This window comes from Amycolatopsis sp. lyj-23, assembly GCF_046549135.1.
Lineage (GTDB): Bacteria > Actinomycetota > Actinomycetes > Mycobacteriales > Pseudonocardiaceae > Amycolatopsis.
In genome coordinates, this window is the sequence record NZ_JAJPWN010000015.1 from 55,993 (window position 1) to 81,719 (window position 25,727).

19 protein-coding genes and 1 tRNA gene are annotated in these 25,727 nt (G+C 69.3%); 12 read left to right on the top strand and 8 right to left on the bottom strand.

The genetic code is table 11. The annotated features are described in order from the left end of the window. Positions 1-75: 75 nt before the first annotated feature. Positions 76-561: a DinB family protein gene (locus ACLJPY_RS33560; RefSeq protein WP_410594729.1), complete on the top strand. Its 486-nt coding sequence runs from the start codon at positions 76-78 to the stop codon at positions 559-561. On the opposite strand, the gene ACLJPY_RS33565 is transcribed toward ACLJPY_RS33560, so the two are convergent. Continuing rightward, complete coding sequence (locus ACLJPY_RS33565; RefSeq protein WP_410594731.1) at positions 548-1,846, bottom strand: lysine N(6)-hydroxylase/L-ornithine N(5)-oxygenase family protein; 1,299 nt, start codon at positions 1,844-1,846, stop codon at positions 548-550. The genes ACLJPY_RS33560 and ACLJPY_RS33565 overlap by 14 nt on opposite strands. 112 nt (positions 1,847-1,958) lie before the next feature. Here ACLJPY_RS33565 and ACLJPY_RS33570 point away from each other — a divergent pair, with 112 nt between their 5' ends. The 5 genes from ACLJPY_RS33570 to ACLJPY_RS33590 all read left to right on the top strand — a co-directional run bounded on the left by ACLJPY_RS33570 (position 1,959) and on the right by ACLJPY_RS33590 (position 8,183). Next, a complete protein-coding gene (locus tag ACLJPY_RS33570; protein WP_410594733.1) occupies positions 1,959-2,903 on the top strand; it encodes a methionyl-tRNA formyltransferase in 945 nt (314 codons plus the stop codon). A 55-nt stretch (positions 2,904-2,958) separates the two neighbouring features. Continuing rightward, positions 2,959-5,049: an alpha-galactosidase gene (locus ACLJPY_RS33575; RefSeq protein ID WP_410594735.1), complete on the top strand. Its 2,091-nt coding sequence runs from the start codon at positions 2,959-2,961 to the stop codon at positions 5,047-5,049. 112 nt (positions 5,050-5,161) lie between these two features. Beyond that, entirely contained in the window at positions 5,162-6,430 is a 1,269-nt protein-coding gene (locus ACLJPY_RS33580; RefSeq protein WP_410594737.1) for an extracellular solute-binding protein, read from the top strand. Then, the gene (locus tag ACLJPY_RS33585; RefSeq protein WP_410594739.1) at positions 6,412-7,365 is read left to right on the top strand and encodes a carbohydrate ABC transporter permease; all 954 of its coding nucleotides are present in this window, start codon (positions 6,412-6,414) and stop codon (positions 7,363-7,365) included. The genes ACLJPY_RS33580 and ACLJPY_RS33585 overlap by 19 nt, the downstream gene beginning before the upstream one ends. Then, positions 7,362-8,183 (top strand): carbohydrate ABC transporter permease, encoded by an 822-nt coding sequence (locus tag ACLJPY_RS33590; RefSeq protein WP_410594741.1) that lies wholly within the window; start codon positions 7,362-7,364, stop codon positions 8,181-8,183. The genes ACLJPY_RS33585 and ACLJPY_RS33590 overlap by 4 nt, the downstream gene beginning before the upstream one ends. A gap of 439 nt (positions 8,184-8,622) precedes the next feature. Here ACLJPY_RS33590 and ACLJPY_RS33595 read toward each other — a convergent pair whose 3' ends face one another. Next, complete coding sequence (locus ACLJPY_RS33595; RefSeq protein WP_410594743.1) at positions 8,623-10,260, bottom strand: ABC-F family ATP-binding cassette domain-containing protein; 1,638 nt, start codon at positions 10,258-10,260, stop codon at positions 8,623-8,625. Between the two features lie 146 nt (positions 10,261-10,406). On the opposite strand from ACLJPY_RS33595, the gene ACLJPY_RS33600 reads away from it, so the two are divergent. The 5 genes from ACLJPY_RS33600 to ACLJPY_RS33620 all read left to right on the top strand — a co-directional run bounded on the left by ACLJPY_RS33600 (position 10,407) and on the right by ACLJPY_RS33620 (position 15,764). Then, positions 10,407-11,318 carry a PaaX family transcriptional regulator C-terminal domain-containing protein gene (locus tag ACLJPY_RS33600; RefSeq protein WP_410594745.1) on the top strand — a complete coding sequence of 304 codons (912 nt, stop codon included), beginning with the start codon at positions 10,407-10,409 and terminating at the stop codon, positions 11,316-11,318. A 2-nt stretch (positions 11,319-11,320) separates the two neighbouring features. Further along, on the top strand, positions 11,321-12,100 hold the full coding sequence (locus tag ACLJPY_RS33605; RefSeq protein ID WP_410594747.1) for an enoyl-CoA hydratase/isomerase family protein: 780 nt from the start codon (positions 11,321-11,323) through the stop codon (positions 12,098-12,100). 160 nt (positions 12,101-12,260) lie between these two features. After that, the gene (locus tag ACLJPY_RS33610) at positions 12,261-14,474 is read left to right on the top strand and encodes a glycosyl hydrolase family 18 protein (RefSeq protein WP_410595056.1); all 2,214 of its coding nucleotides are present in this window, start codon (positions 12,261-12,263) and stop codon (positions 14,472-14,474) included. Between the two features lie 112 nt (positions 14,475-14,586). Next, a tRNA-Pro gene (locus ACLJPY_RS33615) sits at positions 14,587-14,660 on the top strand. Positions 14,661-14,813: 153 nt separating this feature from the next. Continuing rightward, positions 14,814-15,764 carry a tyrosine-type recombinase/integrase gene (locus ACLJPY_RS33620; RefSeq protein WP_410594749.1) on the top strand — a complete coding sequence of 317 codons (951 nt, stop codon included), beginning with the start codon at positions 14,814-14,816 and terminating at the stop codon, positions 15,762-15,764. Positions 15,765-17,283: 1,519 nt separating this feature from the next. Here ACLJPY_RS33620 and ACLJPY_RS33625 read toward each other — a convergent pair. Beyond that, the gene (locus ACLJPY_RS33625) at positions 17,284-17,928 is read right to left on the bottom strand and encodes a DUF2461 family protein (protein WP_410594751.1); all 645 of its coding nucleotides are present in this window, start codon (positions 17,926-17,928) and stop codon (positions 17,284-17,286) included. Here ACLJPY_RS33625 and ACLJPY_RS33630 point away from each other — a divergent pair. Further along, complete coding sequence (locus ACLJPY_RS33630; RefSeq protein ID WP_410594753.1) at positions 17,927-19,459, top strand: aspartate aminotransferase family protein; 1,533 nt, start codon at positions 17,927-17,929, stop codon at positions 19,457-19,459. The genes ACLJPY_RS33625 and ACLJPY_RS33630 overlap by 2 nt on opposite strands. A 48-nt stretch (positions 19,460-19,507) precedes the next feature. Here the strand turns inward: ACLJPY_RS33630 and ACLJPY_RS33635 are convergent, their stop codons facing one another. The 5 genes from ACLJPY_RS33635 to ACLJPY_RS33655 all read right to left on the bottom strand — a co-directional run bounded on the left by ACLJPY_RS33635 (position 19,508) and on the right by ACLJPY_RS33655 (position 25,726). Continuing rightward, the gene (locus tag ACLJPY_RS33635; RefSeq protein ID WP_410594755.1) at positions 19,508-20,722 is read right to left on the bottom strand and encodes an MFS transporter; all 1,215 of its coding nucleotides are present in this window, start codon (positions 20,720-20,722) and stop codon (positions 19,508-19,510) included. A gap of 80 nt (positions 20,723-20,802) precedes the next feature. Then, entirely contained in the window at positions 20,803-22,389 is a 1,587-nt protein-coding gene (locus tag ACLJPY_RS33640) for a condensation domain-containing protein (RefSeq protein ID WP_410594757.1), read from the bottom strand. Then, complete coding sequence (locus tag ACLJPY_RS33645; RefSeq protein ID WP_410594759.1) at positions 22,386-23,945, bottom strand: acetolactate synthase large subunit; 1,560 nt, start codon at positions 23,943-23,945, stop codon at positions 22,386-22,388. Before ACLJPY_RS33645 ends, ACLJPY_RS33640 begins: the two co-directional genes overlap by 4 nt. Further along, positions 23,942-24,847 (bottom strand): LLM class flavin-dependent oxidoreductase, encoded by a 906-nt coding sequence (locus tag ACLJPY_RS33650; protein WP_410594761.1) that lies wholly within the window; start codon positions 24,845-24,847, stop codon positions 23,942-23,944. Before ACLJPY_RS33650 ends, ACLJPY_RS33645 begins: the two co-directional genes overlap by 4 nt. Before the next feature lie 15 nt (positions 24,848-24,862). Further along, entirely contained in the window at positions 24,863-25,726 is an 864-nt protein-coding gene (locus tag ACLJPY_RS33655) for an aspartyl/asparaginyl beta-hydroxylase domain-containing protein (RefSeq protein WP_410594763.1), read from the bottom strand. Position 25,727 lies beyond the last annotated feature (1 nt).

The following is a 25,727-nucleotide window of genomic DNA, read 5'->3' on the forward strand; positions in this document are numbered from 1 at the left end:
TATTCTGGGGCCCGGCCTGCCTCACCGTCTCCGAGGCCCCTCCGGCCGGATCCCCCACCAAGGAAGCTGACTGCCGTGTATGCGCTGCCCGAAAAGACCACCGGCCCCGAGCGCGAACTGCTGGAGGCCATGCTCGACCGCAACCGCCTCGCGCTCGTCGAAAACACGCGCGGGCTGTCGGAAACCGATGCCCGCCAGCGGCTGGTGCCTTCCCTGACCACGCCGATCGCCCTCGTCAAGCACGCCGCCGTTGCCGAGCGCCGGTGGTTCCAGTGGCTGATCGCCGGGCTGGACGAGGCCGAGATCGACGGCCCCTCGACTCCCGGGGACGCCAGTTTCGCCGTCGGTGACGACGAAACGGTCGACGACGTCATCGCCGAGTACGAGCGCACCAGCGCCCGCTCGCGCGAGATCGCGGCCGGCCACTCGCTCGACGACCGGTGGACGCACCCGGTCGTCGGCGAGGTCACCCTCCGCTTCGTCTACCTGTTCCTGATCGAGGAGTTCGCCCGCCACACCGGCCACGGCGACATCCTGCGGGAGCAGCTCAGCGCCCGCTGATCGCGTACTCCCCCGCCGGCGCGGCGACGATCCTGCGGTCCACGACGGACTGCAGGATCTCCCCCACCCGCACCGCGGTGTTCGACAGCAGCGACGACGTGATCCCGTGCGTGTGCTCGGTGCCCCCCTGCAGGTAGATCCCGCCGCGCAGGGGCAGATCCGTGGTGATCCGGTAGTCGCGTTCGACGCGCAGGCGGCCGGACTCGTCGCGACGGCACCGCGGGCCGAGTTCGCCGAGCAGCGGCGTCGGGTCCGCGGGCCGGTAGCCGGTGGCGTAGACGACCGCGTCGGCTTCCAGGACCGTCTGCGCACCCGTGGTCAGCGATTCGACCGTCACCGTGCCCGCGTCGGTCACCTCGACCGGGCGCGAGACGTTGAACAGCCGCAGCCGTTCCACGCCGAGGACCTTCTCGCGGTAGACCCGCCGGTAGAGCTCGTCGATCAGGTCGACGTCGACGGCCGAGTAGTTCGTCGCGCCGTGGTAGCGCATCAGGCGGTCCTTCACCGGCTCGCCCGCGCGGTAGAACTGGTCCACGGCCTCGGGGTCGAAGATGCGGTTGGCGAACGAGCTGTCGTCGGCCGGGCTGTAGCCGTAGCGGGCGAACACCGCGCACACCTCGGCGCGCGGGAACTCGTCGTGCAGCAACGCCGCGACCTCCGCCGCGCTCTGGCCGGCGCCGACGACGACGAACCGCTTCGGGTCGGCCGCGCGTAGGGCGTCGACGCGGAAGAGCAGTTCGCTGTTGTGCCAGATCCGCGGCCCGGCGGTGACGCCTTGGGGCAGCTGCGGCCGCAATCCGGTGCCCACCACGAGGTTGCGGGCCCGCAGCGTCGAGCCGTCCGACGCCTCGACGTCGAAGTAGGCGACTTCGGGGCCGTCGTGGACCGGAGTCACCGAGACGACCTCGGTGCCGTAGGAGACGACGTCGTCGACCTTCGCCGCCGCCCACTCGAAGTAGTCGTGGAACTCCACGCGCAGCGGGAAGAGGTTCTTGTGGTTGATGAAGTCGACCAGCCGCCCGGCGGCGTGCAGGTAGTTGAGGAAGCTGAACTCGCTGGTCGGGTTCCGCATGGTGACCAGGTCCTTGAGGAACGACACCTGCATGGTCGCCGTGTCGATGAGCATCCCGCGGTGCCAGCCGAACCGGGGCTGGCGCTCGAGGAAGTGCGCGGTCACCGGCTCGCCGGGGCCGGCGTTGTGCTCGGCGAGGGCGATCGCGAGGGCGAGGTTCGACGGCCCGAAGCCCACGCCGACGATGTCGTAGATCGGGACCTCTGCAGTCATGGTGCTCCCTCGCGCTCCGGTACGGTTCAGGGAACCCTAACCTAACTTAGGCGAGCCTCGCCTAGTACGTTCGTGGTGATGTTGGTCCCCCGATCCCGAAAGGCACTCTCGAATGCGCGTGGCGATGTTCGGCTACCAGACCTGGGGGCACCGGACCCTCCAGGCGCTCATCGACGCCGGCCACGAGGTCGCCCTCGTGGTCACCCACCCGAAGAGCGACCACGCCTACGAGCGGATCTGGGCCGACTCGGTCGCCGACCTCGCTGCGGCGCACGGCATCCGCGTCCTGCTGCGCAACCGGCCGGACGACGCCGAGCTGCTGGCCGAGCTCAAGGCCGCGGACCTCGACCTGATCGTGGCGAACAACTGGCGCACCTGGCTGCCGCCGGAGATCTTCGAGCTGCCGCGGCACGGCACCCTGAACATCCACGACTCGCTGCTGCCCGCGTACGCCGGGTTCTCGCCGCTCATCTGGGCCATGATCAACGGCGAGCCGGAGGTCGGCGTCACCGCCCACATGATGGACGGCGAGCTCGACGCCGGCGACATCGTGCTGCAGCGCGCGATCCCGGTCGGGCCGTCCGACACCGCGACCGACCTCTTCCACCGCACGGTCGACCTCATCGCGCCGATCACCGCCGAAGCCATCTCCCTGATCGAGACCGGCTACACACCGGTGCCGCAGGACCGGTCGAAGGCCAGCTTCTTCCACAAGCGGGCCAAGCGCGACAGCCTGATCGACTGGACGCTGCCGCCGGCGGACCTCGAGCGGTTCGTGCGCGCCCTCTCGGACCCGTACCCGAACGCGTTCACCCACCACCGCGGCCAGGAGCTGCGGATCCTGAAGGCGTCGGTGTCGCAGGGGCACTACGGCGGCACGCCGGGCCGGATCTTCATCCGGGAGGGCGACGGCGTGGTGGTCGTCGCCGGGCCGGGCGCCCGCCGCGGGCAGTCCCCCGGCCTGCTCGTCGAGCGCGTCCGCACCGCGGACGGGGCGGAGCTGCCGGCGGCCGAGTACTTCAAGACGATGGGCGGCTACCTCACCGACCGCCCGTGACCGGTGAGCGGGACGTCCCTTGGCGGCGGCCGCGCCGGTGAGCAGGATGTCCCGCATGGCCGGGATCAGCTTCCTCGAGGAACACCGCACCTGGGTGCTCACCGGGGAGTCGAGCACCTACGCGCTGCGGCTCGGCGAAGACGACGTCCCGGTGCACGTCTACTGGGGACCCCCGCTGCCCGAAGCCGGCGTCGCCGAGCTGACCGGGGAAGCGCTTCCCTGGTGGGACGGCTTCAACGACCCGAACGAGGGACTGCCGGAACTCGCCGCCGACGGCGGCACCCGGTACTGGACACCCGCCCTCCAGGTCCGCTTCGCCGACGGGACGCGGGCCCTCGAATGGCGGTACGAGCGCGGCGAAAGCACGTCCGATCACCTGCGTCTGGTGTTCGCGGACCGGCACTACCCGCTGCGGATCACCCTGCACTACCGGCTGCGCGGTGCCGTCCTCGAACGCTGGACCGAGCTTAGCGCCGAAACCGACGTCGAGGTCGTCCGGGCCGACTCGGCCACCTGGGTGCTGCCGGTCTTCGAGGACTACCGGCTCAGTCACGTCACCGGCCGCTGGGCCGCGGAAACGCAGCTGCGCCGGTCGCCGGCGCCGCACGGGGAAACCGTGTTCGGCAGCCGGCGCGGGATCACCAGCCACCACGCCAATCCCTGGGTGATGGTCGACGACGGCACGGCGACCGAGCGCCACGGCGAGGTCTACGGCGTCGCGCTGGCCTGGAGCGGGTCGTGGCGGCTGACCACCACGCGGTCGTCGACCGGGCGGGTGACGGTGAGCGGCGGGTTCGGCCAGGACGGCGTCGTCCACCGCGTCGGGCCGGGCCGCCCGCTGACCACCCCGGTTTCGGCCGGGCTCTACACCGGCGGCGGGTTCGGCGCGGCGAGCCGCGCGTGGCACGCGTACACCCTCGCGCACGTCCTGCCGCACGCGGACGAACTGCGTCCGGTGCTCTACAACTCCTGGGAGGCCACGGGGTTCGACGTCACCGAAGCCGGGCAGCGGGCCCTCGCCGAACGGGCGGCGACGCTCGGCGCCGAGCTGTTCGTGCTGGACGACGGCTGGTTCGGCGCCCGCACCGGCGACCACGCCGGGCTCGGCGACTGGCACGTCAACCGCGCGCGCTTCCCCGACGGGCTCAAGCCACTGGCCGACGCCGTGCACGGGCTCGGCATGCGGTTCGGCCTCTGGGTCGAGCCCGAGATGGTCAACCCCGACAGCGACCTCTACCGCGCACACCCGGACTGGGTGCTGCACCACCCGCACCGGCGCCGCTCGGAACTGCGGCGGCAACTGGTGCTCAACTTCGCGCGCCCGGACGTGGCCGCGTGGGCGCACGAATGGCTCGACCGGCTCGTCGGCGAGCACGGCGTCGACTTCCTCAAGTGGGACATGAACCGGCCGTTCAGCGAGGCGGGCTGGCCCGGCGAAGCCGATCAGGACCGGCTCTGGGTCGAGCACACGCGCGCGGTGTACGCGCTGCTCGACCGGCTGCGCGCGGACCACCCCGGCCTGCGGATCGAGGCGTGCGCGGGCGGCGGCGGGCGGATCGACCTCGGCATGCTGGCCCGCACCGACCAGGTCTGGACCTCCGACAACACCGACGCGCTCGACCGGCTGCGGATCCAGCACGGCTACGGCCAGCTCTACCCGGCCCGCGCGATGTCGGCGTGGGTGACGGACAACCCGAACTTCGTGACAGCCCGTTCAGTGCCGCTTCAGTTCCGCTTCCACGTCGCCATGGCCGGCGTGCTCGGCCTCGGCGGCGACATCGTGCACTGGCCCGACGAAGACCTCGCGCTCGCCCGCAAGCTCGTGGCGCGGTACAAGGACATCCGGCCGGTGGTCCAGCACGGCGCGTTGTACCGGCTCCGGCCGCCGATCGACGACGGCGTGACCGCGCTGCAGTACGTGCACGGCGAGCGCGTCGTCGTGTTCGCCTACCGCCAGGCCGCGCACTTCAACGCGCCGGAGCGGCCGCTGCGGCTCGACGGCCTCGACCCGGCCGCCCGCTACCTCGACCCGGATTCGGGCCGGGCGCACAGCGGGGCCGTGCTGCTCGCGCACGGGCTCCCGCTCGACCTGCCCGCCGGTGACTTCGCCAGCACGCTCGTCCGCCTCGAACGCATAAAGATCTGATCTATTTCGCGTTTGCTGCGGCTTCGCGGCCTCTTGGTGGTTGACATCGTCGAATAGGTCCGATGAGATGCGTCATACATCACATATGGTGCGTCGAGGAAGGTGGCTGGACATGAGAAGGTCCCTGGCGCTGGGAGCAGCGGCGCTCCTGGCGGTGAGCGCGTGCTCGGTCGGGTCGAACGCCGGCGGCAGCGGCGCGGAGATCACCTTCCTGACGTTCGAAACCCCGAACCTCACGCCGGCCTACTGGGACGCCGCCATCAAGCGCGTGACCGGCAAGAACCCGGGGATCAAGGTGAAGAAGCTGGTCGCGCCGACCGCCGACGGACGGACGTCGTACGCGAAGCAGCTCCTGCAGTCCGGTCAGTTCCCGGACGTGATGATCGCCGTCGACTCGGCCGGCTTCGCCGAAGCGGGCAACCTCTACGCCTGGACGCCGGAGGAACTGAAGGACTTCCAGTTCCCGCAGGCGAACCCGGTCAACGGGAAGTACTACCAGCTGCCGGCGAACACCCAGACCATCCCGCCGATCTACTACAACAAGAAGATGTTCGCCGACGCGGGCATCGCGGCGCCCCCGAAGACGTGGGACGAGCTCGTCGCCGACGCCGGCAAGCTCAAGGACAAGGGCTTTTCGCCGTTCACCATCGGCGGCGGCAAGGACGGGTTCCCGTCGTCGATGATCCTGTCCGGCCTGGTGAGCACCGAGGTCTACGACACGGTGCCGGACTGGCTGACCCAGCGCCGCCAGGGCAAGGTGAAGTTCGCCGATCCCGCGTTCCAGCACGCGTTCTCGAAGCTCGCCGACCTCGCGGCGAAGGGGTACGTGGACAAGACCAGCGTGTCCCGCGACTACGCGGCGACCGAACAGGCCTTCCTGGACGGCCAGAGCGCGATGTACCCGATGGGCAACTGGTTCTCCGCGAACGCCGACGCGAAGAAGCACGACTTCGAAGTGGGCGTGTTCGACTTCCCGACCGAGGACGGCAAGCTCGTCGTCCCGGCCTACACCGGCGGCGGCATGATCGTGAACGCCAAGGCCGCGAACCTCGACGCGGCAAGGAAGTTCGCCCTCGGCTTCCAGCTCGACAAGGACCAGCTGGACGCCTCGGTGAAGGCCGACGGCCTGTTCCCGGCGATCAAGGGGTACACGCCGCCCCCCGACGCCGGGGCGACGTTCAAGGCGGGCTACGACCTGTACACCCAGGCCGTGCAGCAGAACGCCGTGGTGCACGCGTTCCGCTGGGAGACCGCGGACGACGGGTTGCTGCCGGGAATGAAGGACAAGGTCGACCAGGCCGCCCAGGACGTCATCACCGGCCGCAAGCCGGTGGCGGAGGCGTGCGCGTTCCTGGACACCGAGTGGGCGAAGGCGGGCTGACGTCCTTGACCGCCGTCATCTCCCGCCCGTCCCCGCCGGTTGCTGCTCGGCGCCGCCGTCCGGTCCTGCCGCGGCTGATGCACTTCGCGTCGTTCGGCGCGCCGGGCGTGCTCGTGTACCTGTGTTTCGTGCTGGCGCCGATCCTGATCAGCTTCGGCTACAGCCTGACGAACTACAACCCGTTCAACCCGCCGGTGAAGTTCGTCGGGTTCGGCAACTACCGCCTGCTGTTCGCCGACGCGCAGTTTCTCACCGCCTTGCGGGTGACCACGATCCTGACGGTGATCGTGGTGGTCGTCCCCAATGTCTTCGGTCTGGGCGTGGCGCTCCTGCTGGACCGGAAAGGGTGGCTGTACAACACTTTGCGGAGCGTGTTCTTCACGCCGGTGATCCTGAGTTCGGTCGTGGTGTCGATCGTGTGGTCGCGCCTGCTCGACGACCGGGGGCCGCTGAACGACCTGCTGCGCGCCTGGGGTGTTTCGCACCCGCCGGGCTGGCTGTCGGACCCGGACGTGGCGTTGTATTCGGTGGCGTCGATCGTGTGCTGGCAGATGCTCGGGTTCTGCGTGGTCGTGTACCTGGCCGGCCTGCAGGGCGTGCCGGCGGAGTTGCTGGAGGCGGCGGAGATCGACGGCGCCGGGCCGCTGCGCCGGTTCCGCGCGGTGACGTGGCCGCTGCTGGCGCCGTCGCTGACGATCAACACGGTGGTGCTGCTGATTTCGGCGTTCAAGACGTACGACTACGTCAAGGTGATCACCAACGGCGGCCCGGGTTCCGGCGCCACGGCGACGATCGCGTTCGACGTCCTGCAGACCGGGTTCGACTCGAACCACGTCGGCTACGCGTCGGCGATGGCGGTGCTGATGCTGGTGATCGTGGCGGTGGTGACGACGGTGGTGTTGCACTTCCTGCGCCGCCGGGAGGTGGACCTGTGACTCGTTCTTGGCTGCGCCCCGCGATCGCATTGCTGGTGAGCGCGGTGTTCTTCGTGCCGTTGTATTTGGTGCTGGCCAACGTGGTCAAGGACGGTTCCCTGATCGCGAAGTCGCCGGCGTCGTTGCCGCTGCCGCCGACGCTGGCGAACATCCGGGCGGTATTGACCCGCCCGGACGGGTTGTTCTGGGTCAGCCTGACCAACAGTGTCGTGGTGACGGTGTTGTCGATCCTGGTGCTGACGGTCCTGTCGGCGATGCTGGGCCACTACCTGGCGCGCTCGGGCAAGCGGTGGACGAAGGTGCTGACACTGGTGCTGCTGGCGGGGTTGATGATCCCGCCGCAGGTGATCTTGATCCCGATCACGGACGTCCTGCGGGTGACGCACCTGATGGCGACGCTGCAGGGGCTGATCCTGTTCAACGTCGGGTACTACGTGCCGTTCGGGGTGTTCGTGTTCACCGGGTTCATCCGCGGGGTGCCGGTGGAACTGGAGGAGGCGGCGCTGCTCGATGGGGCGAGCCGCATGCAGGTGTTTTGGCGAGTGGTGTTCCCGCTGCTCCGCCCAGCCACGGCGTCGGTGTTGATCTTCCTGGGCGTGTGGATCTGGAACGACTTCATCGACCCGCTGATCATCCTGGGCCCGAGCCAGGGAACGACGATCACGACGGGGATCTACCGGTCGATCGGGCAGTACCAGGCGGATCTGGGGAGTGTGTTCGCGCTGATGTTCCTGGCGACGCTGCCGGTGTTGATCTTTTATCTGGCGCTGCAGAAGCAGTTCGTGAAGGGCCTGACGGGAGGGGCGACGAAAGGGTGAGCAGTGCTCTCGCGTGAGAGCATTGATCACATGAGGCGCGAGGACGACGTTCACATCAGAGAGCAGTGCTCTCGTGCAAGAGCGGCGCTCACATGCAAGAGCGGCGCTCACGCGGTCGCCCGACCGCCGCCCACTTCGGAGAGCAGTGCTCTCACGCGAGAACGACGCACACAGTCACCCAAGCGCCGCTCACTTCAGAGATAAGCACTCTCCCTGCGGAAGCGGAGAGCACCTCCCTCTCCAGCGCGGCTCACACGCCCCCATGAGCAGCGCTCTCGCACGAGAGCAGTGCTCCCGCGCAAGAGCGGCGTTCACGCGTCGCCGAGGCACCGCTCACAACCAAGAGCAGCGCTCTCGCGCCAGAGCAATGATCGCAGGTGCTGCACGAGCGGTGCTCACGTCGGAGAGCAGTGCTCTCGCCGCCTCGGCGAGGAAAGTTTCACCGCTCGGCGACTTTCCCGCCGTCGACCTCCAAGCGGCGGGTCACGTGCACCGCGTCCAGCATCCGGCGGTCGTGCGTCACCAGCAGGAGCGTCCCCGGGTACCTGTCCAGCGCCGCCTCGAGCTGCTCGATCGCCGGCAAGTCCAGGTGGTTCGTCGGCTCGTCCAGCACCAGCAGGTTCACCCCGCGCGCCTGCAGCAGCGCCAGCGCCGCCCGCGTGCGCTCCCCCGGGGAAAGCGTCGCCGCCGAGCGGAGCACGTGGGCTGCCTTCAGGCCGTACTTCGCCAGCAACGTCCGGACCTCGGCGTCGGCGAACTCCGGCACCTCGCGCGCGAACGCCGACGCGAGCGGGACGTCGTCCAGGAACAGCCGCCGCGCCTGGTCGACCTCGCCGACCACCACGCCGGGGCCCAAAGCGGCAGCTCCCGCATCCAGAGCGACCCGGCCCAGCAGCGCCGCCAGGAGCGTCGACTTGCCCGACCCGTTCGCGCCCGTGATGGCGACCTTGTCCGCCCAGTCGACCTGCAGGTCGACCGGCCCCAGCGTGAACCCGCCGCGCCGGACGACCGCGCCGCGCAGGGTCGCGACCACCGCGCCCGCGCGCGGGGCCGCGGCGATCTCCATCCGCAGCTCCCACTCCTTGCGCGGCTCCTCGACCACCTCCAGGCGCTCGATCATCCGATCGGTCTGCCGCGCCTTCGACGCCTGCTTCTCGGTCGCCTCGGTGCGGAACTTGCGCGCCGCCTTGTCGTTGTCCGGCTGCTTCCGGCGGGCGTTCTTCACGCCCTTCTCCATCCACGCCCGCTGCATCCGCCCCCGCGCTTCCAGCGAGGACTTCGTATCGGCGTACTCCTCGTACTCCTCACGCGCGTGCCGGCGCGCGACCTCGCGTTCCTCGAGGTAGGACTCGTACCCGCCGCCGAAGACGTTCACCTGCTGCTGGGCCAGGTCCAGCTCGACGACGCGGTCGACCGTCCTGGCCAGGAACTCGCGGTCGTGGCTGACGAGCACCGTGGCGGCGCGCAGGCCGGACACGAACCGCTCCAAGCGGGCCAGGCCGTCCAGGTCGAGGTCGTTGGTCGGCTCGTCGAGCAGGAAGACGTCGTAGCGGCTCAGCAGCAGCGACGCGAGCCCCGCGCGCGCCGCCTGGCCGCCCGAGAGCGACGTCATCGGCTGGTCCAGATCCACGGCCAGACCCAGGTCGGCGGCCACTTCGGCGGCCCGGTCGTCGAGGTCGGCGCCGCCGAGGGCGAGCCACCGGTCCAGGGCCGCCGCGTACAGGTCGTCCGCGCCCGCTGCGCCGTCGGTCAGTGCCGCGGTCGCCGAGTCGAGGTCGGCCTGCGCCGCCGAGACGCCGGTGCGGCGGGCCAGGAAGGCCCGCACCGACTCGCCTTCGCGCCGTTCCGGCTCCTGCGGCAGGTGCCCGACGGTCGCGGCCGGCGGGTTCAGCCGGACCTCGCCGCTGTCCGGTTTCGCGAGCCCGGCGAGGGTCCGCAGGAGCGTGGACTTGCCGGCGCCGTTGACCCCGACCAGGCCGACGACATCGCCGGGCGCGACGACGAGATCGAGGCCGGAGAAGAGGATGCGGTCACCGTGGCCCGCGGCCAGGTCCTTCGCGACGAGAGTTGCGCTCATGAGGTAGCCGAGTCTACGACGTCGCCGTGAACTGTCAGATCAAGGTCAAAACCACCGGCTGTGTGTGTCCCGTGGCGCTTTGATCACTCACTGTGGGTACCCTGTTCGGTTGTCAGACCAGCAGCGCAGTGAGGTCGGTGAACAACATGGGCGAGCCCGCTCCCCCGGTCACCCTCGGCCGCAGGCCGAAGCCGAGGGAAAGCCGCCCGTCCGCGCCGCGGCCCACCGTGAGCCGCCGCCGGGAGGTCAGTCACGCCAGCGCGCGGTCGCTGCTGATGACCGTCCTCGGCGAGTACGCGCTGCCGCGCGACAAGCCGGTCTGGACGTCGATGCTCGTCGAGGTCCTGGGCATGCTCGACATCGAGGAGAAGTCCGCGCGGCAGGCGCTGGCCCGCTCCGCCGCGGAGGGCTGGGTGGTCTCCGAGCGCGTCGGGCGCCGCGTGCGGTGGTCGCTGACCCCGCCGGGGCGGCGCCTGCTGACCGAGGGCGCCGACCGGATCTACGCGTTCGGCCGCGAAGAACGCCGCTGGAACGGGCAGTGGCTGATGCTCATCGTGTCCGTGCCCGAAGCCAAGCGCGACCTGCGGCACCGGCTGCGCACGCGGCTGACCTGGGCGGGCTTCGGCTCGCCCGTCGCCGGCGTGTGGGTCAGCCCGGACCTGTCGCGCCAGCGGGAGGCCCAGCAGATCGTCAGCGAGCTCGGCCTCGACGCCCAGGCCATGTCGTTCACCGCCGCCTACGGCGAGGTCGGCGAGCAGGAGTCCATGGTCGCCCGGTCCTGGGACCTGACCGACCTCAAGGACCGCTACGAGGACTTCATCGACCGGTTCACCGGCCTGCACCCCACCGGCGGCCGGGCGGTGCTGCGCGCGCAGACCGAGCTCGTCCACGAGTGGCGGCGGTTCCCGTTCCTCGACCCGCAGCTGCCGGCCGAGCTGCTGCCGGCGAAGTGGAGCGGGACGAAAGCGGCGGAACTGTTCCATCACAAACACGTCGACTGGCGCCCCGAGGCCCAGCAGTATTGGGACGACATCGTCGAAGCCGAAGAAGCAGGGTGAACATGACTCAGCAGGTCCGCCTCGATCGTGACGGCGGGCTCGCCGTCCTGACCGTCGATGCCCCGCCGTTGAACCTCTACACGGCTTCGCTGCAGTCCTCGCTCGCCTCGGCGATCGGCGAGCTGGAGACCGAACCCGCCCGCGCGCTGCTCATCCGCGCCGAGGGCAAGATCGTCAGCGGCGGCGTGGACGTCTCGCTGTTCGACGCGCAGGGCTCGCCGGCCGAGGCGAAGGTGCTCTTCGACGAGATGCTGGCGGTGCCGGACCGGATCGCCGCGCTGCCGTTCCCCACGGTGTTCGCCGCGCACGGCCTGTGCCTGACCTGGGCGTTCGAAGTCGCCGTCGCCTGTGACGTCATCCTCGCCGCTTCGCGCGCGAAGTTCGGCCTGGTGGAGAAGGTCGTCGGTCTCACGCCGACCATGGGCGGCACCCAGCGGCTGGCCGCGCGGGCCGGCGTCGGGCGCGCCAAGGAGTTCGTGATGACCGGCGACACCTACGACGCCGCGACGCTCGAGCGCTGGAACGTCGTCAACCGCGTCCTGCCGGACGAGGGTTTCGACGACGCGGCGCGGGCGTTCGCCCGGCGGCTGGCCGAGGGCCCGACCCGCGCCCACGCGGCGACCAAGCGCGTCCTGGAGCACTTCTCCGCGGGCGGCGTCCCCGAGGCGAACGCGTACATCACGACGATCGCGGCGGAGCTGTTCGAGACTGAAGATCTCCGCAACGCCGTGAAGTCGTTCTTGGCCGAGGGACCCGGCAAGGCGACGTTCTCGGGGCGTTAACAGTCCGTTCGGACAGCGGTTGCCGCCGTTCGGGCCTGCGCGGTTCTCCCCGCACCGGGTTACATTCGACGTGGTCTAGACCACGTCGTCCCCGCCTCGTGCCGATTGGAGAACCGCCATGAGACGCACGCCCGCACGACTACGCTCCGCACTCGCCGCCTTGCTCATCGCGCTCGGTGGCACCGCGGCGCTCGCGCCACCCGCCGCCGCCGCCGGTTCGCTGACCGCCACCCTGGCGCTGAACGGCACCACCGGCACCTACACCGTCGCCAACACCGGGACCGCCTCGGTGAGCAACTGGGCGATCACCTTCACGCTGCCCGCCGGGATCACCGCTTCGACCGGCGACAACGGCACGGTGACCCAGAACGGCACCCAGGTCACGCTCACCCCGGCGTACTACATCGCGACGCTGGCGCCGGGCCGCAACACCTACCCCTACAGCCCGACCTTCCGGCTCAGCGCCGCGGCGACGCCGACGCAGTGCCGCGTCGACAACGCCAACTGCGACGGTTCACCCGACACCCCGCCGGGCGCGCCCGCGAACCTGCGCTTGGTCGCGAAGACGACCAAGACGGTCGCGCTGGCGTGGAACGCTTCGGCGGCCGGCTCCCTGCCGGTGTCCGGTTACGACGTCTACCAGGGAACTTCTCTGGCCACGTCGGTGACCGGGACGAGCGCCACGATCTCCGGGCTGACGCCGGGTACCGCGTACTCGTTCACGGTGAAGGCCAAGGACGCCAAGGGGAACACCTCCCCGGCGAGTGCCGCGTTGGCCGTGACGACGAACAACCCGGCCGACGACACGCAGCCGCCGTCCGCGCCGAGCGGGCTGCGCTCGACGGCCGCGGACTCGGGCAGCGTCTCCCTGACCTGGACGGCGTCGACCGACAACACCGGCGTGGTCAGCTACGACGTCTACCGCGGATCGGTGCTGGCCACCACGGTGACCACGACGTCGGCCGTGGTGACCGGGCTGGCACCGTCCACTTCGTACACGTTCACGGTCCGGGCGCGCGACGGCTACGACAACGTGTCGGCGCCGAGCGTGGCCGTCACCGCGAAGACCGGCGACATCGTCTCGGGGTACGCGAAGGTCGGGTACTTCGTGCAGTGGGGCATCTACGGGCGCCAGTACTTCGTGAAGAACCTGGAGACTTCGGGCGCGGCGTCGAAGCTGACGCACCTGCTGTACGCGTTCGAGAACATCGACCCGGTGAACCTGACCTGCCTGTCCGGCGTCACGAAGGGCACCACGGCGAACCCGGAAGACCCGAACCAGGGCGACGGCGCCGGTGACGCCGAAGCCGACTACTCGCGGCCGTTCTCGGCGGCGCAGTCGGTGGACGGGGTGGCCGACACCGGCTGGGAGTCGCTGCGCGGCAACTTCAACCAGCTCAAGAAGCTCAAGGCCAAGCACCCGAACTTGAAGGTGCTGGTGTCGCTGGGCGGCTGGACGTACTCGAAGTACTTCTCGGACGTCGCGGCCACCGACGCGTCGCGCAAGAAGTTCGTGTCGTCCTGTGTGGACACCTGGCTGAAGGGCAACATCGCGTCGTACGGCGGCGCGGGCGGCCCGGGCACCGCGGCCGGCATCTTCGACGGCATCGACCTCGACTGGGAGTGGCCGGCCAGCGGCGACGGGCACCCGGGCAACCACTGGAGCCCGAACGATAAGGCGAACCTGACGGCACTGCTGGCCGAGTTCCGCACGCAGCTCGACGCGTACGGCGCGACGACCGGCAAGCGGTACCAGCTGCACGCGTTCACGCCGGCGGACCCGGCCAAGGTCGCGTCCGGGTGGGACGTGCCCCGCGTGTTCGACTACCTCGACGTGGCGAACGTGCAGGGCTACGACTTCCACGGTTCGGGCAGCGACAACTCGTGGGAGCCGAACCGCACCGGCCACCAGGGCAACCTGTACGCCGACGCGGACGACCCGTACCCGTTCCACTTCAGCGCGGAGGCGGCGATCAACGCGTACACGAACGCGGGCGTCGACCCCCGCCGCCTGACGCTCGGCCTGGCGTTCTACGGCCGCGGCTGGCAAGGGGTGGCGGACGGCGGCAAGAGCGGCGAGTGGCAATCGGCAACCGGCGCGGCCCCGGGCCAGTTCGCCGAGGAGGCGGGCACCCGCGGCTACGCGAACCTGCTGGCAAGCGTCCCGAACTGCACGGTCCACCACGACACGGCCGCGGTGGCAACATCGTGCTACACGGGCAACGGCGGCCAGTGGTGGACGTTCGACGACGCGTGGTCGATCGGCCTGAAGACGACGTGGCTCAAGTCCCGCGGCCTCCTCGGCGTGATGGCCTGGGAGATGTCGGGCGACTCCGGTGCGCTGATGAACGCGGTGAGCGCCGGCCTCGGGTGAGACCTCGGTCCCCCTGACCTGTTTCCGCAGGTCAGGGGGACTGGGTACCCTGCGTGCGGGGCCGTTCGGCGGGCACGCTAAAGTACTTCCACGCACTCAGGGAGTGCGGGTCCGGGCTGTGGCGCAGTTTGGTAGCGCACTTGACTGGGGGTCAAGGGGTCGCAGGTTCAAATCCTGTCAGCCCGACCGGACGGCGGGTTTCCGCAGCTCACAGCTGCGGAGGCCCGCTTTTGCTGTGGTCGTGGGTGTCGTTCCGGTCTAGCACAGCGCTCGGTGACACCTTGACTGGAGGCTCTCCCCATGCCGACGAATTTGACCAAACAGGGTCTGCCCAGGCCCGTGGACGACACGTGGCGTTCCTACGTCGAAGAGTGGGACCGCAGCCTGCGCGCCGCGAACCGCCCGCACACGACCCGCTACAACTACCAGCTCGCGGTCGCCCAGCTCGCCGACTTCCTGGGTGGCTCGGAGCTGCCGGAGTTCCTCGCGAAGATGGACATGTCCGCCGACGACGACAGCGATGCCGCGGATGACCCCACCGATGTCGGACGCAAGCATGTCGAGTGGTTCATCGCCTGGATGATCGACAGCCGGTCCGCCTCGACAGCCCTGAACAAGTACAAGGCCATCCAACAGTTCTTCAACTACCTCCTCGAGTGCGAGGAGATCGATCGCCATCCGATGGAGAAACTCAGCCAGCCGGACACCCCGGACAAGCTGGTGCCAGTGGTGTCCGATGACGAACTGACCCGCCTGCTCGGCACCTGTCGTGGAAAAGGCTATCGCGAGCGGCGCGACCTGGCGATCATCCGCCTCCTCCTCGACATCGGCGCGCGGCTCACCGAGGTCGCCAACCTCAAGGTCCATGACGTTGATCTCCGGCGTGACGGGATCGTCGTCCAGGGCAGGGGTGACCGCCAGCGGTTCATCCCTTTCGGTGAACACACCGGCCAAGCCATCAGCCGCTACCTCCGCACTCGCAGCCGCCACTCGGCAGCGGACCTCCCTTACCTGTTTCTCGCCGAACGCGGACGCGAGCAACTGAAACCGAATGGCATCAAAATCATGATCCGCCGCCGCGGCAATGCCGCCGGCATCCCGCACATGCACGCTCACCGCCTCCGCCACACCCTGTCGCACGGCTGGCAGCGAGAGCAAGGAAACGAATCCGACCTCATGGCCATCATGGGCTGGCGCTCCCCCGAAATGCTCCGCCGCTACGGCGCCAGCGCCGCCGCCGAACGAGCGGAGAACACCCATCGAACCCTGAACCTGGGCAATCGCGTATAAGTAGGGTGTGCTGCCGCTGCTCAACCGCCGAGCAGCGGCAGCACAGCAATCAATCAATGATACGCCACCTTGCACGCCAGAGTTTCTCCAGTGCAGTTGCCGCGACCTGCCGCCCCCGCGCCACCACTTGTCCGAGCAGCAATAGCACCTATAGCCGAAATTGTGCGAACGTGTATTCAAGGGGAACGGGGGACTTGCCCCTCATACGTGGGATATCTCCCGTGTTCGGAGAGACCATGCGCTCACTATAGCGCAGAGTGATCGCCCTTACACTTCAATCTCCAGCATTTCGCGTGGGCATTTACCTTCCGGGAGCGACACCGTCGGCGACATCGACCTCTTCGCCCTCACCGACGTCGATGGTCGGCCGGTTCGACAAACGGCAATCACTCCGCGGCGGCTACAGCCGCGAGAATGCCCGAACCGCTGAAGTCCTTGAACCGCGCCGGCCTATCTCCCTGGCTCCCGGTTCCTCGGCACCATCGTAGCCGCCGCACACCGAGGCAGGCCGCGAACGCCCAGACGGAGTGGCCGCCGCAGCTGGATATCGCGCACCAGTCAACAATGTACGCTCCCGTCAGCTCCACGGTTCTCTCCACCGATCGTCACGCTCACTAGCGCGACACGGTCTGATCGGTAGGGCACCTCAGCACCGTTTTCGCTGGTTGCACGACCTGAGTAGAGGCCAAGAGTGGCCTTGGTGGGGTCGGCTTCCCAGGTAGGGTTGGCAGCTTGGACAGCATCGCCGATGCCGGCGGAGGTGAATGTGACCTCCCGGCATGTCCCTCCAGGCTTCGCGGGGTAGTTCGGATTCACACCGTCGAAGGCTGGCCCGCTGATCGCGTCGAGAGGCAACAGCTCCGTTGCGACTTTCAGCGCGGCCCGTTCGGAGATCCCTCCAGGGAAGTAGAGATTGAATCCGCTCAACTTGCCTGACCACGTGACGGGACCCGGTTCGTCTGCGCACGCGACGCCGCCGGCTAGACGCCAAGCGTGTCCCTCACCGATAGGATCTTCGCCTTGGTCGGTGCATTCTGTCTCCGGCACCTGCCCGAAGGTCTTGTTCCACCACGTCACATCACTCATCAGGCCACGAGTCGAATCGGTGTGGCTGACGCTTGGCAAGCTACTAGACGTCGTCAATGCAGGCGGTGAGGACGATACCGCCGGCCTTGGCGCCGACGTGGCAATGCCCGCGGTTGGAACTGGAGGGTCGCTTCCACAACCTGCCAGGCCCATGACCAAGAGCACGACGAACCAGTGGGCGCTCCGCCGACGCATCGTCACGATCAACCTGTCGCACCAGCTCGAAGCGTCGTTACAACCCAGGCGATGCGAGTGTTCGCCAGACGTCGGGTTGACCGTGCCGCAGATGCCGGGTCCGAACGCCCGCAACTACACCTCCTTTACGAGATCCGCTGCACGCCCTGGCACGCCTGAAACCGGCAACGCCGCGGACCGCACCGGTCGAGGTGCGGTCCGCGGCCGGCCACGCCCGCCCGGTACCCGGTGCCGCCGGTCAGCGGTCCTCCGCCCCGGGCGGGGCAACGTTTTGCGCCAGCCAGGAGAGCACGGGCTCCAGCTCCCGGCACGCGAGCCAAACCCGGTCCAGCGCCTCGGCCGAATGCAACCAGTCGTCGCAGCCGAGTTCCCTGACCGCCAGCAACGACCGGTGGCGCAGGAGCTCCGCCCGCGGGTGGTCGGCCGGGAAACCCCGAGGGACTCGCTTGAGTTTCTCCCCCGTGATCTCGTAGCCGCCGTCCGCCAGCTCTTCGACGACCTTCGCGAGAACGGAACCGGACGCTTCGGCTGCCACAGCGGCCCGGTAACGTTCCACCTGCCCCGGGGTCGCATACCACCAGGCTCCCTGCAAGCGCAGACCATCGAGGTCGAAGCGCAGCCCGATCTCCACGTTCTCGGCGAGGCGCACGACGGCGCACTGGTGTTGCCACCACCACGGCGTACTGCGGAAACCCGAGACCGAGTGATCCTCGAACGATTCGGAGCGGAAGGCGAGCGCGTCCACGAGCGCCACCATCGGCTGCCGGACCAACCGCTCACGATCCTTCCGCAGCGCCTCCCGCGCCGCCGCCGAAGGATCGCCTTCGAGCCGCAGGAGGACGTCGAAGGCCGCCTCCGACCAACCGGAAAAGTCACGGTGCATGCGAGTCAGTATCACCGACCACGTCGCGCTCCGCAGCCACAGGCCACCGCCGGCGCGCCGGGGAAATTCGTTCCGCAGTTGCACACTGGTTCAGCTCGCTCGAGCCCTGTTAGCTTGTGGCAAACCGGTGACGAAGGGCGCTATCGTGACTCAGACGACGGCTCGAATAGATCGCAATCGACTGCTGGACCTTCTGACTCGGGAAGACGAAGAAGCGAGGCGCCGGACCACCGAATCGGCGAAAATTCTCGACCGGGCCACGGAATCACTTTCCGGCGGAGTCGCCTCGTCCTATCAGTTTCGCGACCCCTGGCCCATCTACCTCGATCGCGGGAAAGGCCCGAAGGTCTGGGACGTCGACGGCAACGCCCTGTGGGACTTCCACAACGGATTCGGCTCGATGATCCAGGGTCACGCGCATCCGGTGATCGGTGCCGCGATCCGGGAGCGTTACGAGAAGGGCACCCATTTCGCGGCGCCGACCGAGGATTCCGTCGTCGTGGCCGAGGAGCTCAAACGCCGATGGCAGATCCCGCAGTGGCGGTACACGAACTCCGGTTCCGAGGCGACGATGGATGCGATCAGGATCGCCCGCGCCTACACCGGCCGGGAACCGATCATGAAGATCTTCGGCTCCTACCACGGTCATCATGATTCGGTGATGATCTCCATCGCGGGTGAATACGAAGAAATCGGCGAGCCCGACGCTCTCGTTTCGGTCCCCTACGGCGCCGGCATCCCCCGGAGCACCGTCGATCTCACCTTCGCCGTGCCGTACAACGACGCTCGATCGATGGAACGCCGGATCGCAAAGCTCACCGAGGAGGGGCGCAAGCCGGCCTGCGTGATCATGGAGGCCGCCCCCATGAACATGCGGCTGATCCTCCCCGAGCCCGGCTACCTCGAGGCGGTCCGGGAAATCACCGAACGCCACGGCGTCGTCCTCATCTTCGACGAGGTGAAGACCGGGCTCACCTTGGCGGCCGGTGGCGCCGTGGAACGGTTCGGGGTTCGGCCCGACATGGTGACCCTCGCGAAGACACTGGGTGGCGGTTTCCCGCTCGGTGCGGTCGGCGGTAGCGAAAACGTCATGTCCGTGGTGAAGGACGGGAGCGTCTACCAGGTCGGGACGTACAACGGTAATCCGCTCGGCATGGCCGCGGCGCGGGCCAGCCTGACGGACGTGCTGACCCCCGACGCCTACCGGCATCTCGAACGGCTCAACGACCGCTTGACCGGCGCTTGCACCAAGGTCCTCGACGAGTTCGGCCTGCCCGGGTATTCGCTGGGTCTGGGTGCGAAGGGCTGCGTCACCTTCGCCGCGGAGAAGGTGACCGACTACCGCAGCTTCCAAGCCAACCGGGACACCGACCTGAGCCGGCTGTTCTGGCTGTACTGCTTCAACCGCGGAATCTTCACAGCGCCGAACCGCGACCAGGAGTGGACCCTTTCGGTGACGCACACCGAGGAAGCGGTGGACGCGTACGCGGGTGCTCTGCGCGACCTGGCGGCAGACCTCGCGCCGGCCTGATCCGGACGGTCCGGCGGGTGCGGAAGCCGCCCGGGGGAAAGGAAGCCGTCAAGCCGCCTCCTCCGGCAGCTCCCGCATCCGCCGGATCGAGGAAGGCACCACCAGCAGCACGCAGACGAGGCCGCCGAGGACCGCGACGAGGAAGGTCGTCCGGAGCCCGAGCCAGGTGCCGAGCACTCCGGCGAGAAGCGCACCCAACGGCCGGGAGCCGTTGTTGAAGACCATGAAGACCCCTTGGACCCGGCCGCGCACCCGATCCGGGGTCAGGGCCTGCTGGATCGAGCTCCCCGCGATGTCGCAGACCATCAGGCCGATCCCGGACAGCAGCTCCGCGACGACGAGGATTCCGGTGGTGAGCCAGACCGGCCCGTGCGCGATGGGCACGAGCACCAACGCGCCGAGGTAGAGGAACCCGCCGCCGAGGAACGCCCACCCGACACCGATCCGGCTGGTCACCCGGGTCGTCACCGTCGACCCGATCAGGGCACCCACCGCGCCCGCGGCCAGGACGAACCCGGTCGCGACCGCGGGCAGGTGCAGCTCGTCGATCGCGAACAGCAGAAGCAGGGTGAAGTAGATGGTGTAGAAGAAGTTCAACCCCGCGTCGACGAGGAACTTCGCCAGCAGCGCGGGCACGCGGCGGATGAACGCGAAACCTTCCCGAAGGTGGTCGCGCCCCGCCTTCAGCCGCGGCGGCTCCTCCGGCGCGATGCTCCGGAGCAGCAAAGCCGACCCCAGGAAGGAAACCACGTCCGCGAGCAGGGCGATCGGCCCGGACAGCAGCTGCACCAGTGCCCCGCCCGCCGGCGGCCCCGCCGCCCACGAGAAGTAGTAACTGCCTTTCACCAGGGAATTCGCCGGAACGAAATCCCGGCGGTCCACCAGCGCGGTGAACAGGCTGTTGGCACAGATCCCGAACACGACGGCCAGCGCCCCGGTCAGGAACGCCACCACGTACAGGTGCGCCATCGACAGCAGCCCCGCCCAGTAGGCCACCGGAACGGTCACCAGCAGGCCGGCGCGCAGCAGATCGGTCGCGATCATCAGCTTCCGCCGCCGTCCGAACCGGTCCACGAAGACACCCGCGTGCAGCGCGAACAGCAGATTCGGCAGCGTTCCGGCCGCCGAGAGGATCGACACTTCTCCGGCACTCGCGTCCAACGCGAGCACGGCGATCAGCGGTAACGCCACAAAGGTGACCTGGTCGCCGAGATAGGAGATCGTCTGCGCCGTCCAGTAGCGCCGGAATGGAACGCGAAGCAACAGCGGCGGGACGATCCTGGCCAGGCGAGCGGTGGAACCTTGCGGAGCCTCGTCGGAATGCACCAATCCCCTTGCTCCCGTCACCAGTCCAGTTCGTCCAGCTGCCGCGCGGGCTCCCGCACGAAGACCGCGAGCAGACTTCGCAGTTCTCGAACTATACATTCGGCCGTGGTGCGGTCAAACAGATCCGCGGCGAACTCCAGATGGCCGGTGATCCCGTCCGGTTCCGCCGACTCCGTGGAACACTCGGTCAACTCGAACGTGAGGGCGAACTTGGCGACCCCCACATCCAGCTGCTCCGCTTCGGCGACGACGCCGGGAAGCCGGGGCGGGACGAGTTCACCCACCTGAAAGGCGAGCAATACCTGAACGCCGGGGTTGTACGACATCGAACGCGCCGGATTCACCAGCTCGATCACCTTGTCGAAGGGATATGCGTGGTGTTCCAAAGCCGCCAGGTCCGTCTTCCGAATCCGCCGCAGCAACTGCTCCACCGTCGGCTCACCGGACAGATCGGCTCGCAGGATCACCGTGTTCACGAAGAGACCGACCAGGCGTTCCAGAACCGGATCCGGCCGTCCGGACACGGTCGCGCCGATGGCCACGTCGTCGCCGGCACCGCGTCGCCGCAGCAGGACGGCCACGGCGGTGTGGACCACGACGAAGACCGTCGTGCCCAGGCCGGCCGCCAGCCGGGCGACCGCCCGGTGCAGGTTCCGGTCCAGCCGGACCTCGACGCGCCCGCCACGGTTGCTCGGCACCGCGGGGCGCGGCCGGTCGGTGCGCATCGCGGTCGACTCGGGCAGGCCGGCCAGCGTCGCCGCCCAGAACTTCGCGTGCCGTCCGGGCCCGGCCGGCACGCCGTCCTCGGCGGCGTGCCGAGCGCGCTCCCACGCCGCGTAGTCGGTGTAGCGGACGGGCAGCAGATCCCACCCGGGCGCCAGCCCCATCAACCTCGTCGTGTAGGCGAACCCGAGGTCGTCGGCCACCACGTCGAGCGACCAGCCGTCGACGGCGATGTGGTGGAACAACAGGAGCAGCACGCTTCGGTCCGGCCCCACCGGGAACAGGTGCGCACGGAACGGCGCCTCGTCGACGAGGTCGAACGGCGCGGTCGCCGCAGCCAGCACCACCCTGTCCACCTCCTGTTCGTCCGAGGCGGTGACGCGCAGCGGGCTCACGGCTTCGGCAGGCAGGACCTCCTGGGCGAATGCGGTGTCGCCGATCGTGATCCGCGTCCGCAGCGGTTCGTGCCGGGCAACCAGGTCGCCGATCGCCGCGCGCAGTGCTCCGACGGCGAGGTCACCGCGAAGGTCGAGGACCAGCGGAACGTGGTAGAGGGCTGACGGGCCGTGGAAGGTTTCCAGGATCCACAAGCGTTCCTGGGCGAAGGACAGGGGCGGGGGCACGGAAGCGGCCGGTTCGATCGGCACCGGACGCACGGCACTCCCACGGAGCATGACCTCCAGCGCGCGGACACTCGGGTTGCGGAAGATGTCGGCTATGCCGACCGAACGCCCGAAGGCCAGCCGTATTTCCCCGGCCAGCTTCGCAGCGGGGAGCGAATACCCGCCGAGTTCGAAGAAATCGTCGTCGTGGCCGACGCTTTCCCGGCCGAGGCACTCCGCGAACAACCGGGCCAGCGCTTCCGTCGTCACCCCGCTCACCGAGGGTCCTCCCCCGCCAGCACTACCTCGATCAAATGCGGTCCGGCTTCGGCCATGGCCCAGGCGAGGTGGTCACCCAGCTCATCCGCCGTTCGCGCCCTGGCGGCCGGCACACCCATGCCCGTGCTGATCGCGACGAAATCGAGTTCGGGATCCGCGACGTCGAACAACGGGGACGATCCGGGGTTCCCGTCGCGCAGCCGGCGTTCGGCGGCCCGCAGGATCGCGTATCCGCGATTGTTCAGCACCAGCGTGGTCACGTCGAGCCGCTCTCGTGCCTGCGTCCACAACGCGCTGATCGAGTACATCGCGCTGCCGTCCGCCTGAAGGCAGATCACCGGCCGTGCCGGGCACGCCAGTGCGGCACCGATCGAGAGCGGCAGGCCCTCGCCGATCGCGAACCCGCACAACGAGAGCAGGTCGTGGCGTGGCGCCGCTTCCAGCGCGGACACCAGGTCCGGACCCGAGGTGTTGGCCTCGTCGACGACGACGGCTCCCTCGGGTAGCTGCGCGGCGATCACTTTTCCGATGCTCGCCAGGGTGAACCGCGACCCGGTCAGGGGTTTCGACCGGACCAGAGGCGCGGCCGGGTGTGCGCGCACCCCCGGTGCCAGTACGCCGGCGAGTTCTTCGAGAGCCGCGGCCACGTCCTCTCCCGGCGCACCCAGCCGGTCCACCACGCAGCCCGGTGGCGTCAGCTCGCCGCGAGCTCCCGGAGACCCGAACGCGGCCACCGGCGGCACGGAGTCGACCAGCACCAGCCTGCCGGTACCGGACAGCTGCCGTCGCGCACGTTCGACGTCCGCGGCGAGCCGCTCGACGGGCGCGACCCCGATCCCGCGTTCCAGCCGGGCCGGGAACGTCTCGGCCATCACGCGGATTCCGGTGGCCGCCCCGATCTTCGCCGCGGCGGCCAAGCCGTCGTGCCGAAGCGCCGCCCCGCCGAGCAGCAGGGTCACCGCCGCCCCTCGCCTCAGCAGGTCCGCCACCCGGCCGAGTTCGCCGGCCGGAACCGGTGGTGCCGACGGCGCAGGCCCGGGCTCGGCCATCCGGGCGCCCTCCGCCCACGCCACGTCGGACGGCACGATGAGCGTGGCCACGCCGTGCGGCGCCCGCTGCGCGGCGCGGACCGCGGCAACGGCGTCCTCCCCGATCGTCCTGGCGGCCTCGGCCATCCTGACCCAGCGGGAGAACGGTGCCGCGACAGCGGCGACGTCGGACTCCAGCGGGGCGTCGAGCGCACGGTGCTCGGTGGTGCTCGCGCCGACGAGCGAAACGACCGGCGTCCGCGCGCGCTGGGCGTTGTGGAGGTTGGCCAGCCCGTTGGCCAAGCCCGGCCCTTGGTGGAGCAGGGTGGCGGCGGGCTGTCCGGCCATCCGGGCGTAACCGTCCGCCGCTCCGGTGGCCACCCCTTCGAACAGGCAGAGGACGCCCCGCACGCCCGGCGTGGAGTCCAGCGCCGCGACCAGGTGCAACTCGGAGGTGCCCGGGTTGGCGAAGCAGACCGTGAGCCCGGCCGCCCGGAGCGATCCGAGCAGGGCAGCGGCACCGTTCATCGTTTCCCTCCGGTTGCGGTGAGGCCGGGTGTCAGCGACGGAGCGATGGCCTCGAGCACGGCCACGCGGCCTTCGAACGGGAACGTGCGACGTGGCCAGAACACCACCATGTCGGTGAACCCGAGCTCCTCGAAATGGCCCGTCGCCTCCTCGAAGGCCGTTCTCGATTCCAGCGCGCCCCCGAGCTGGACCCCCGCGACGACGATCTTGTCGAGTGCGCGGAAGTCGCGCCCTTCGGCGGCGCACGCCTCGGCCAGCCGATCGAGCTGCTCGCGAAGCGGTCCTGTCCGGCTGTCGAACCGGCCCGGATCGAAGTTCCCGGGCACCCCGGTGGTGATCCAGGCGTCGGCCGTGCGGGCCACGAGCCGCAGACCACGCCTGCCGGTCGCCGCGACGGCGATCGGGGTGCGCGGGCGCTGAACGCAACCGGGGTGCATCCGGGCGTCGACGGCCCGGTAGAACTCGCCGTCGAAAGTGGTCCGCTCGTTGCGCAGCAGCAGGTCGGTCAGCTCCACGAACTCCTCGAACCGGCGGCCGCGGGTGCCGGGCGACAGCGGGGCGACGCCGAGGACCTGGGCGTCCGCCCCGCCCGCACCGGCTCCGATCCCGCAGATCGCCCGCCCGGCCGAGATGTCGTCCAAGGTCATCACGTCCTTGGCGAAGGTGACGGGAAGGCGGAGGTTCGGGCTGGCCACGAGCGTGCCCAGCCGGATCCGTTCCGTCGACGCGGCTGCCGCCGCCAGCAGTGGCATCGCCGAGAACCACGGCGAATCGCGCAGCCACCGCCAGGAGAGGTGGTCGAAGGTCCACGCGTGGCTGAAGCCGAGTTCCTCGGCCCGTTGCCACCTCCCCCGCGTTTCGGACCATGAATCCTCCGGCAGGATGACGATTCCGTGACGCACCGGTTCCCTTTCCCGCTACTTGCCCCGGCTCTGCACGTAGTAGCTGTGCAGGTTGTCCAGGTGCGCGGCCAGACCGCTGTCGGTGAGCCGGTCGCGGATGTTCGCCACCGTGTTCCAGAAGAAGTCTTCCCCGCCGTCGCGCCGGAAGTGGGTCTTGGCGATGATCCCGAACATGTCGAGGATGCTCGTCTCGGTGACCAGCCACGCCAGGCCGTGCAGCGCCGCCCGCTCCGCCTCCGAGAGCGGCGGCCGGGTGACGAGGCTGCGCTCGGGGATTTCCTGGGTCGGGGCCAGGTCGATCCGCAGCAGGTCCGCGCGATCCGGGACGTCCGCGAAGTCGACGATGAGGTGCATCCGCGGCAGTGTGGTCAGCGCCGCGGCGGTGTGCACCTGGGTCGCGTCGAGGAACCACACCTCGCCCGCCTTCATCCGGTACACCGTGTTGTTGTCGCTGAACATGCAGTGCTCGTTGGTGATCAGCGGGATGTGCAGCCGGTGCATGGGCCTGCTCTCGGTGCTCACCGACTCGAATTCGACGTAGTCGCGGTGCGGTACGAGCACATTGGACTTCATGCACACCACGCGCGCGAACCGCACGTGCTCCATGGCGAGGGCCTGCTCCATGAGACTCGCCACGTACGGCAGCCGCCTGCCGTGCTCGGTGAACCCCGGCGGGGCGTCGGGGTCGTAGTTGGCGATGATGCCGTCGCCGACCTCGCCTCCCGGTGTGTAGAGCATGAGCTGTCCTTCGCCCGCGGTCGTGCGACCGCAGATGAACTCCTCGTAGGGTTCGTGGAATTCCAGGCGCCGTGACGCGTCCAGCTCGTCGGCGACCTTGTCGTGGTCGAGCTGGATGGTGCCCACCAGGTGTGAACGCATG

Coding starts and splice junctions, on each gene's coding strand:
- ACLJPY_RS33625 (WP_410594751.1), bottom strand. CDS start 17,928: ATGCACCGTGACTTTTCCGGTTGGTCGGAGGCGGCCTTCGACGTCCTC.
- ACLJPY_RS33655 (WP_410594763.1), bottom strand. CDS start 25,726: ATGCGTTCACACCTGGTGGGCACCATCCAGCTCGACCACGACAAGGTC.
- ACLJPY_RS33595 (WP_410594743.1), bottom strand. CDS start 10,260: ATGAGCGCAACTCTCGTCGCGAAGGACCTGGCCGCGGGCCACGGTGAC.
- ACLJPY_RS33565 (WP_410594731.1), bottom strand. CDS start 1,846: ATGACTGCAGAGGTCCCGATCTACGACATCGTCGGCGTGGGCTTCGGG.
- ACLJPY_RS33570 (WP_410594733.1), top strand. CDS start 1,959: ATGCGCGTGGCGATGTTCGGCTACCAGACCTGGGGGCACCGGACCCTC.
- ACLJPY_RS33580 (WP_410594737.1), top strand. CDS start 5,162: ATGAGAAGGTCCCTGGCGCTGGGAGCAGCGGCGCTCCTGGCGGTGAGC.
- ACLJPY_RS33575 (WP_410594735.1), top strand. CDS start 2,959: ATGGCCGGGATCAGCTTCCTCGAGGAACACCGCACCTGGGTGCTCACC.
- ACLJPY_RS33630 (WP_410594753.1), top strand. CDS start 17,927: ATGCGAGTCAGTATCACCGACCACGTCGCGCTCCGCAGCCACAGGCCA.
- ACLJPY_RS33645 (WP_410594759.1), bottom strand. CDS start 23,945: ATGAACGGTGCCGCTGCCCTGCTCGGATCGCTCCGGGCGGCCGGGCTC.
- ACLJPY_RS33600 (WP_410594745.1), top strand. CDS start 10,407: ATGGGCGAGCCCGCTCCCCCGGTCACCCTCGGCCGCAGGCCGAAGCCG.
- ACLJPY_RS33605 (WP_410594747.1), top strand. CDS start 11,321: ATGACTCAGCAGGTCCGCCTCGATCGTGACGGCGGGCTCGCCGTCCTG.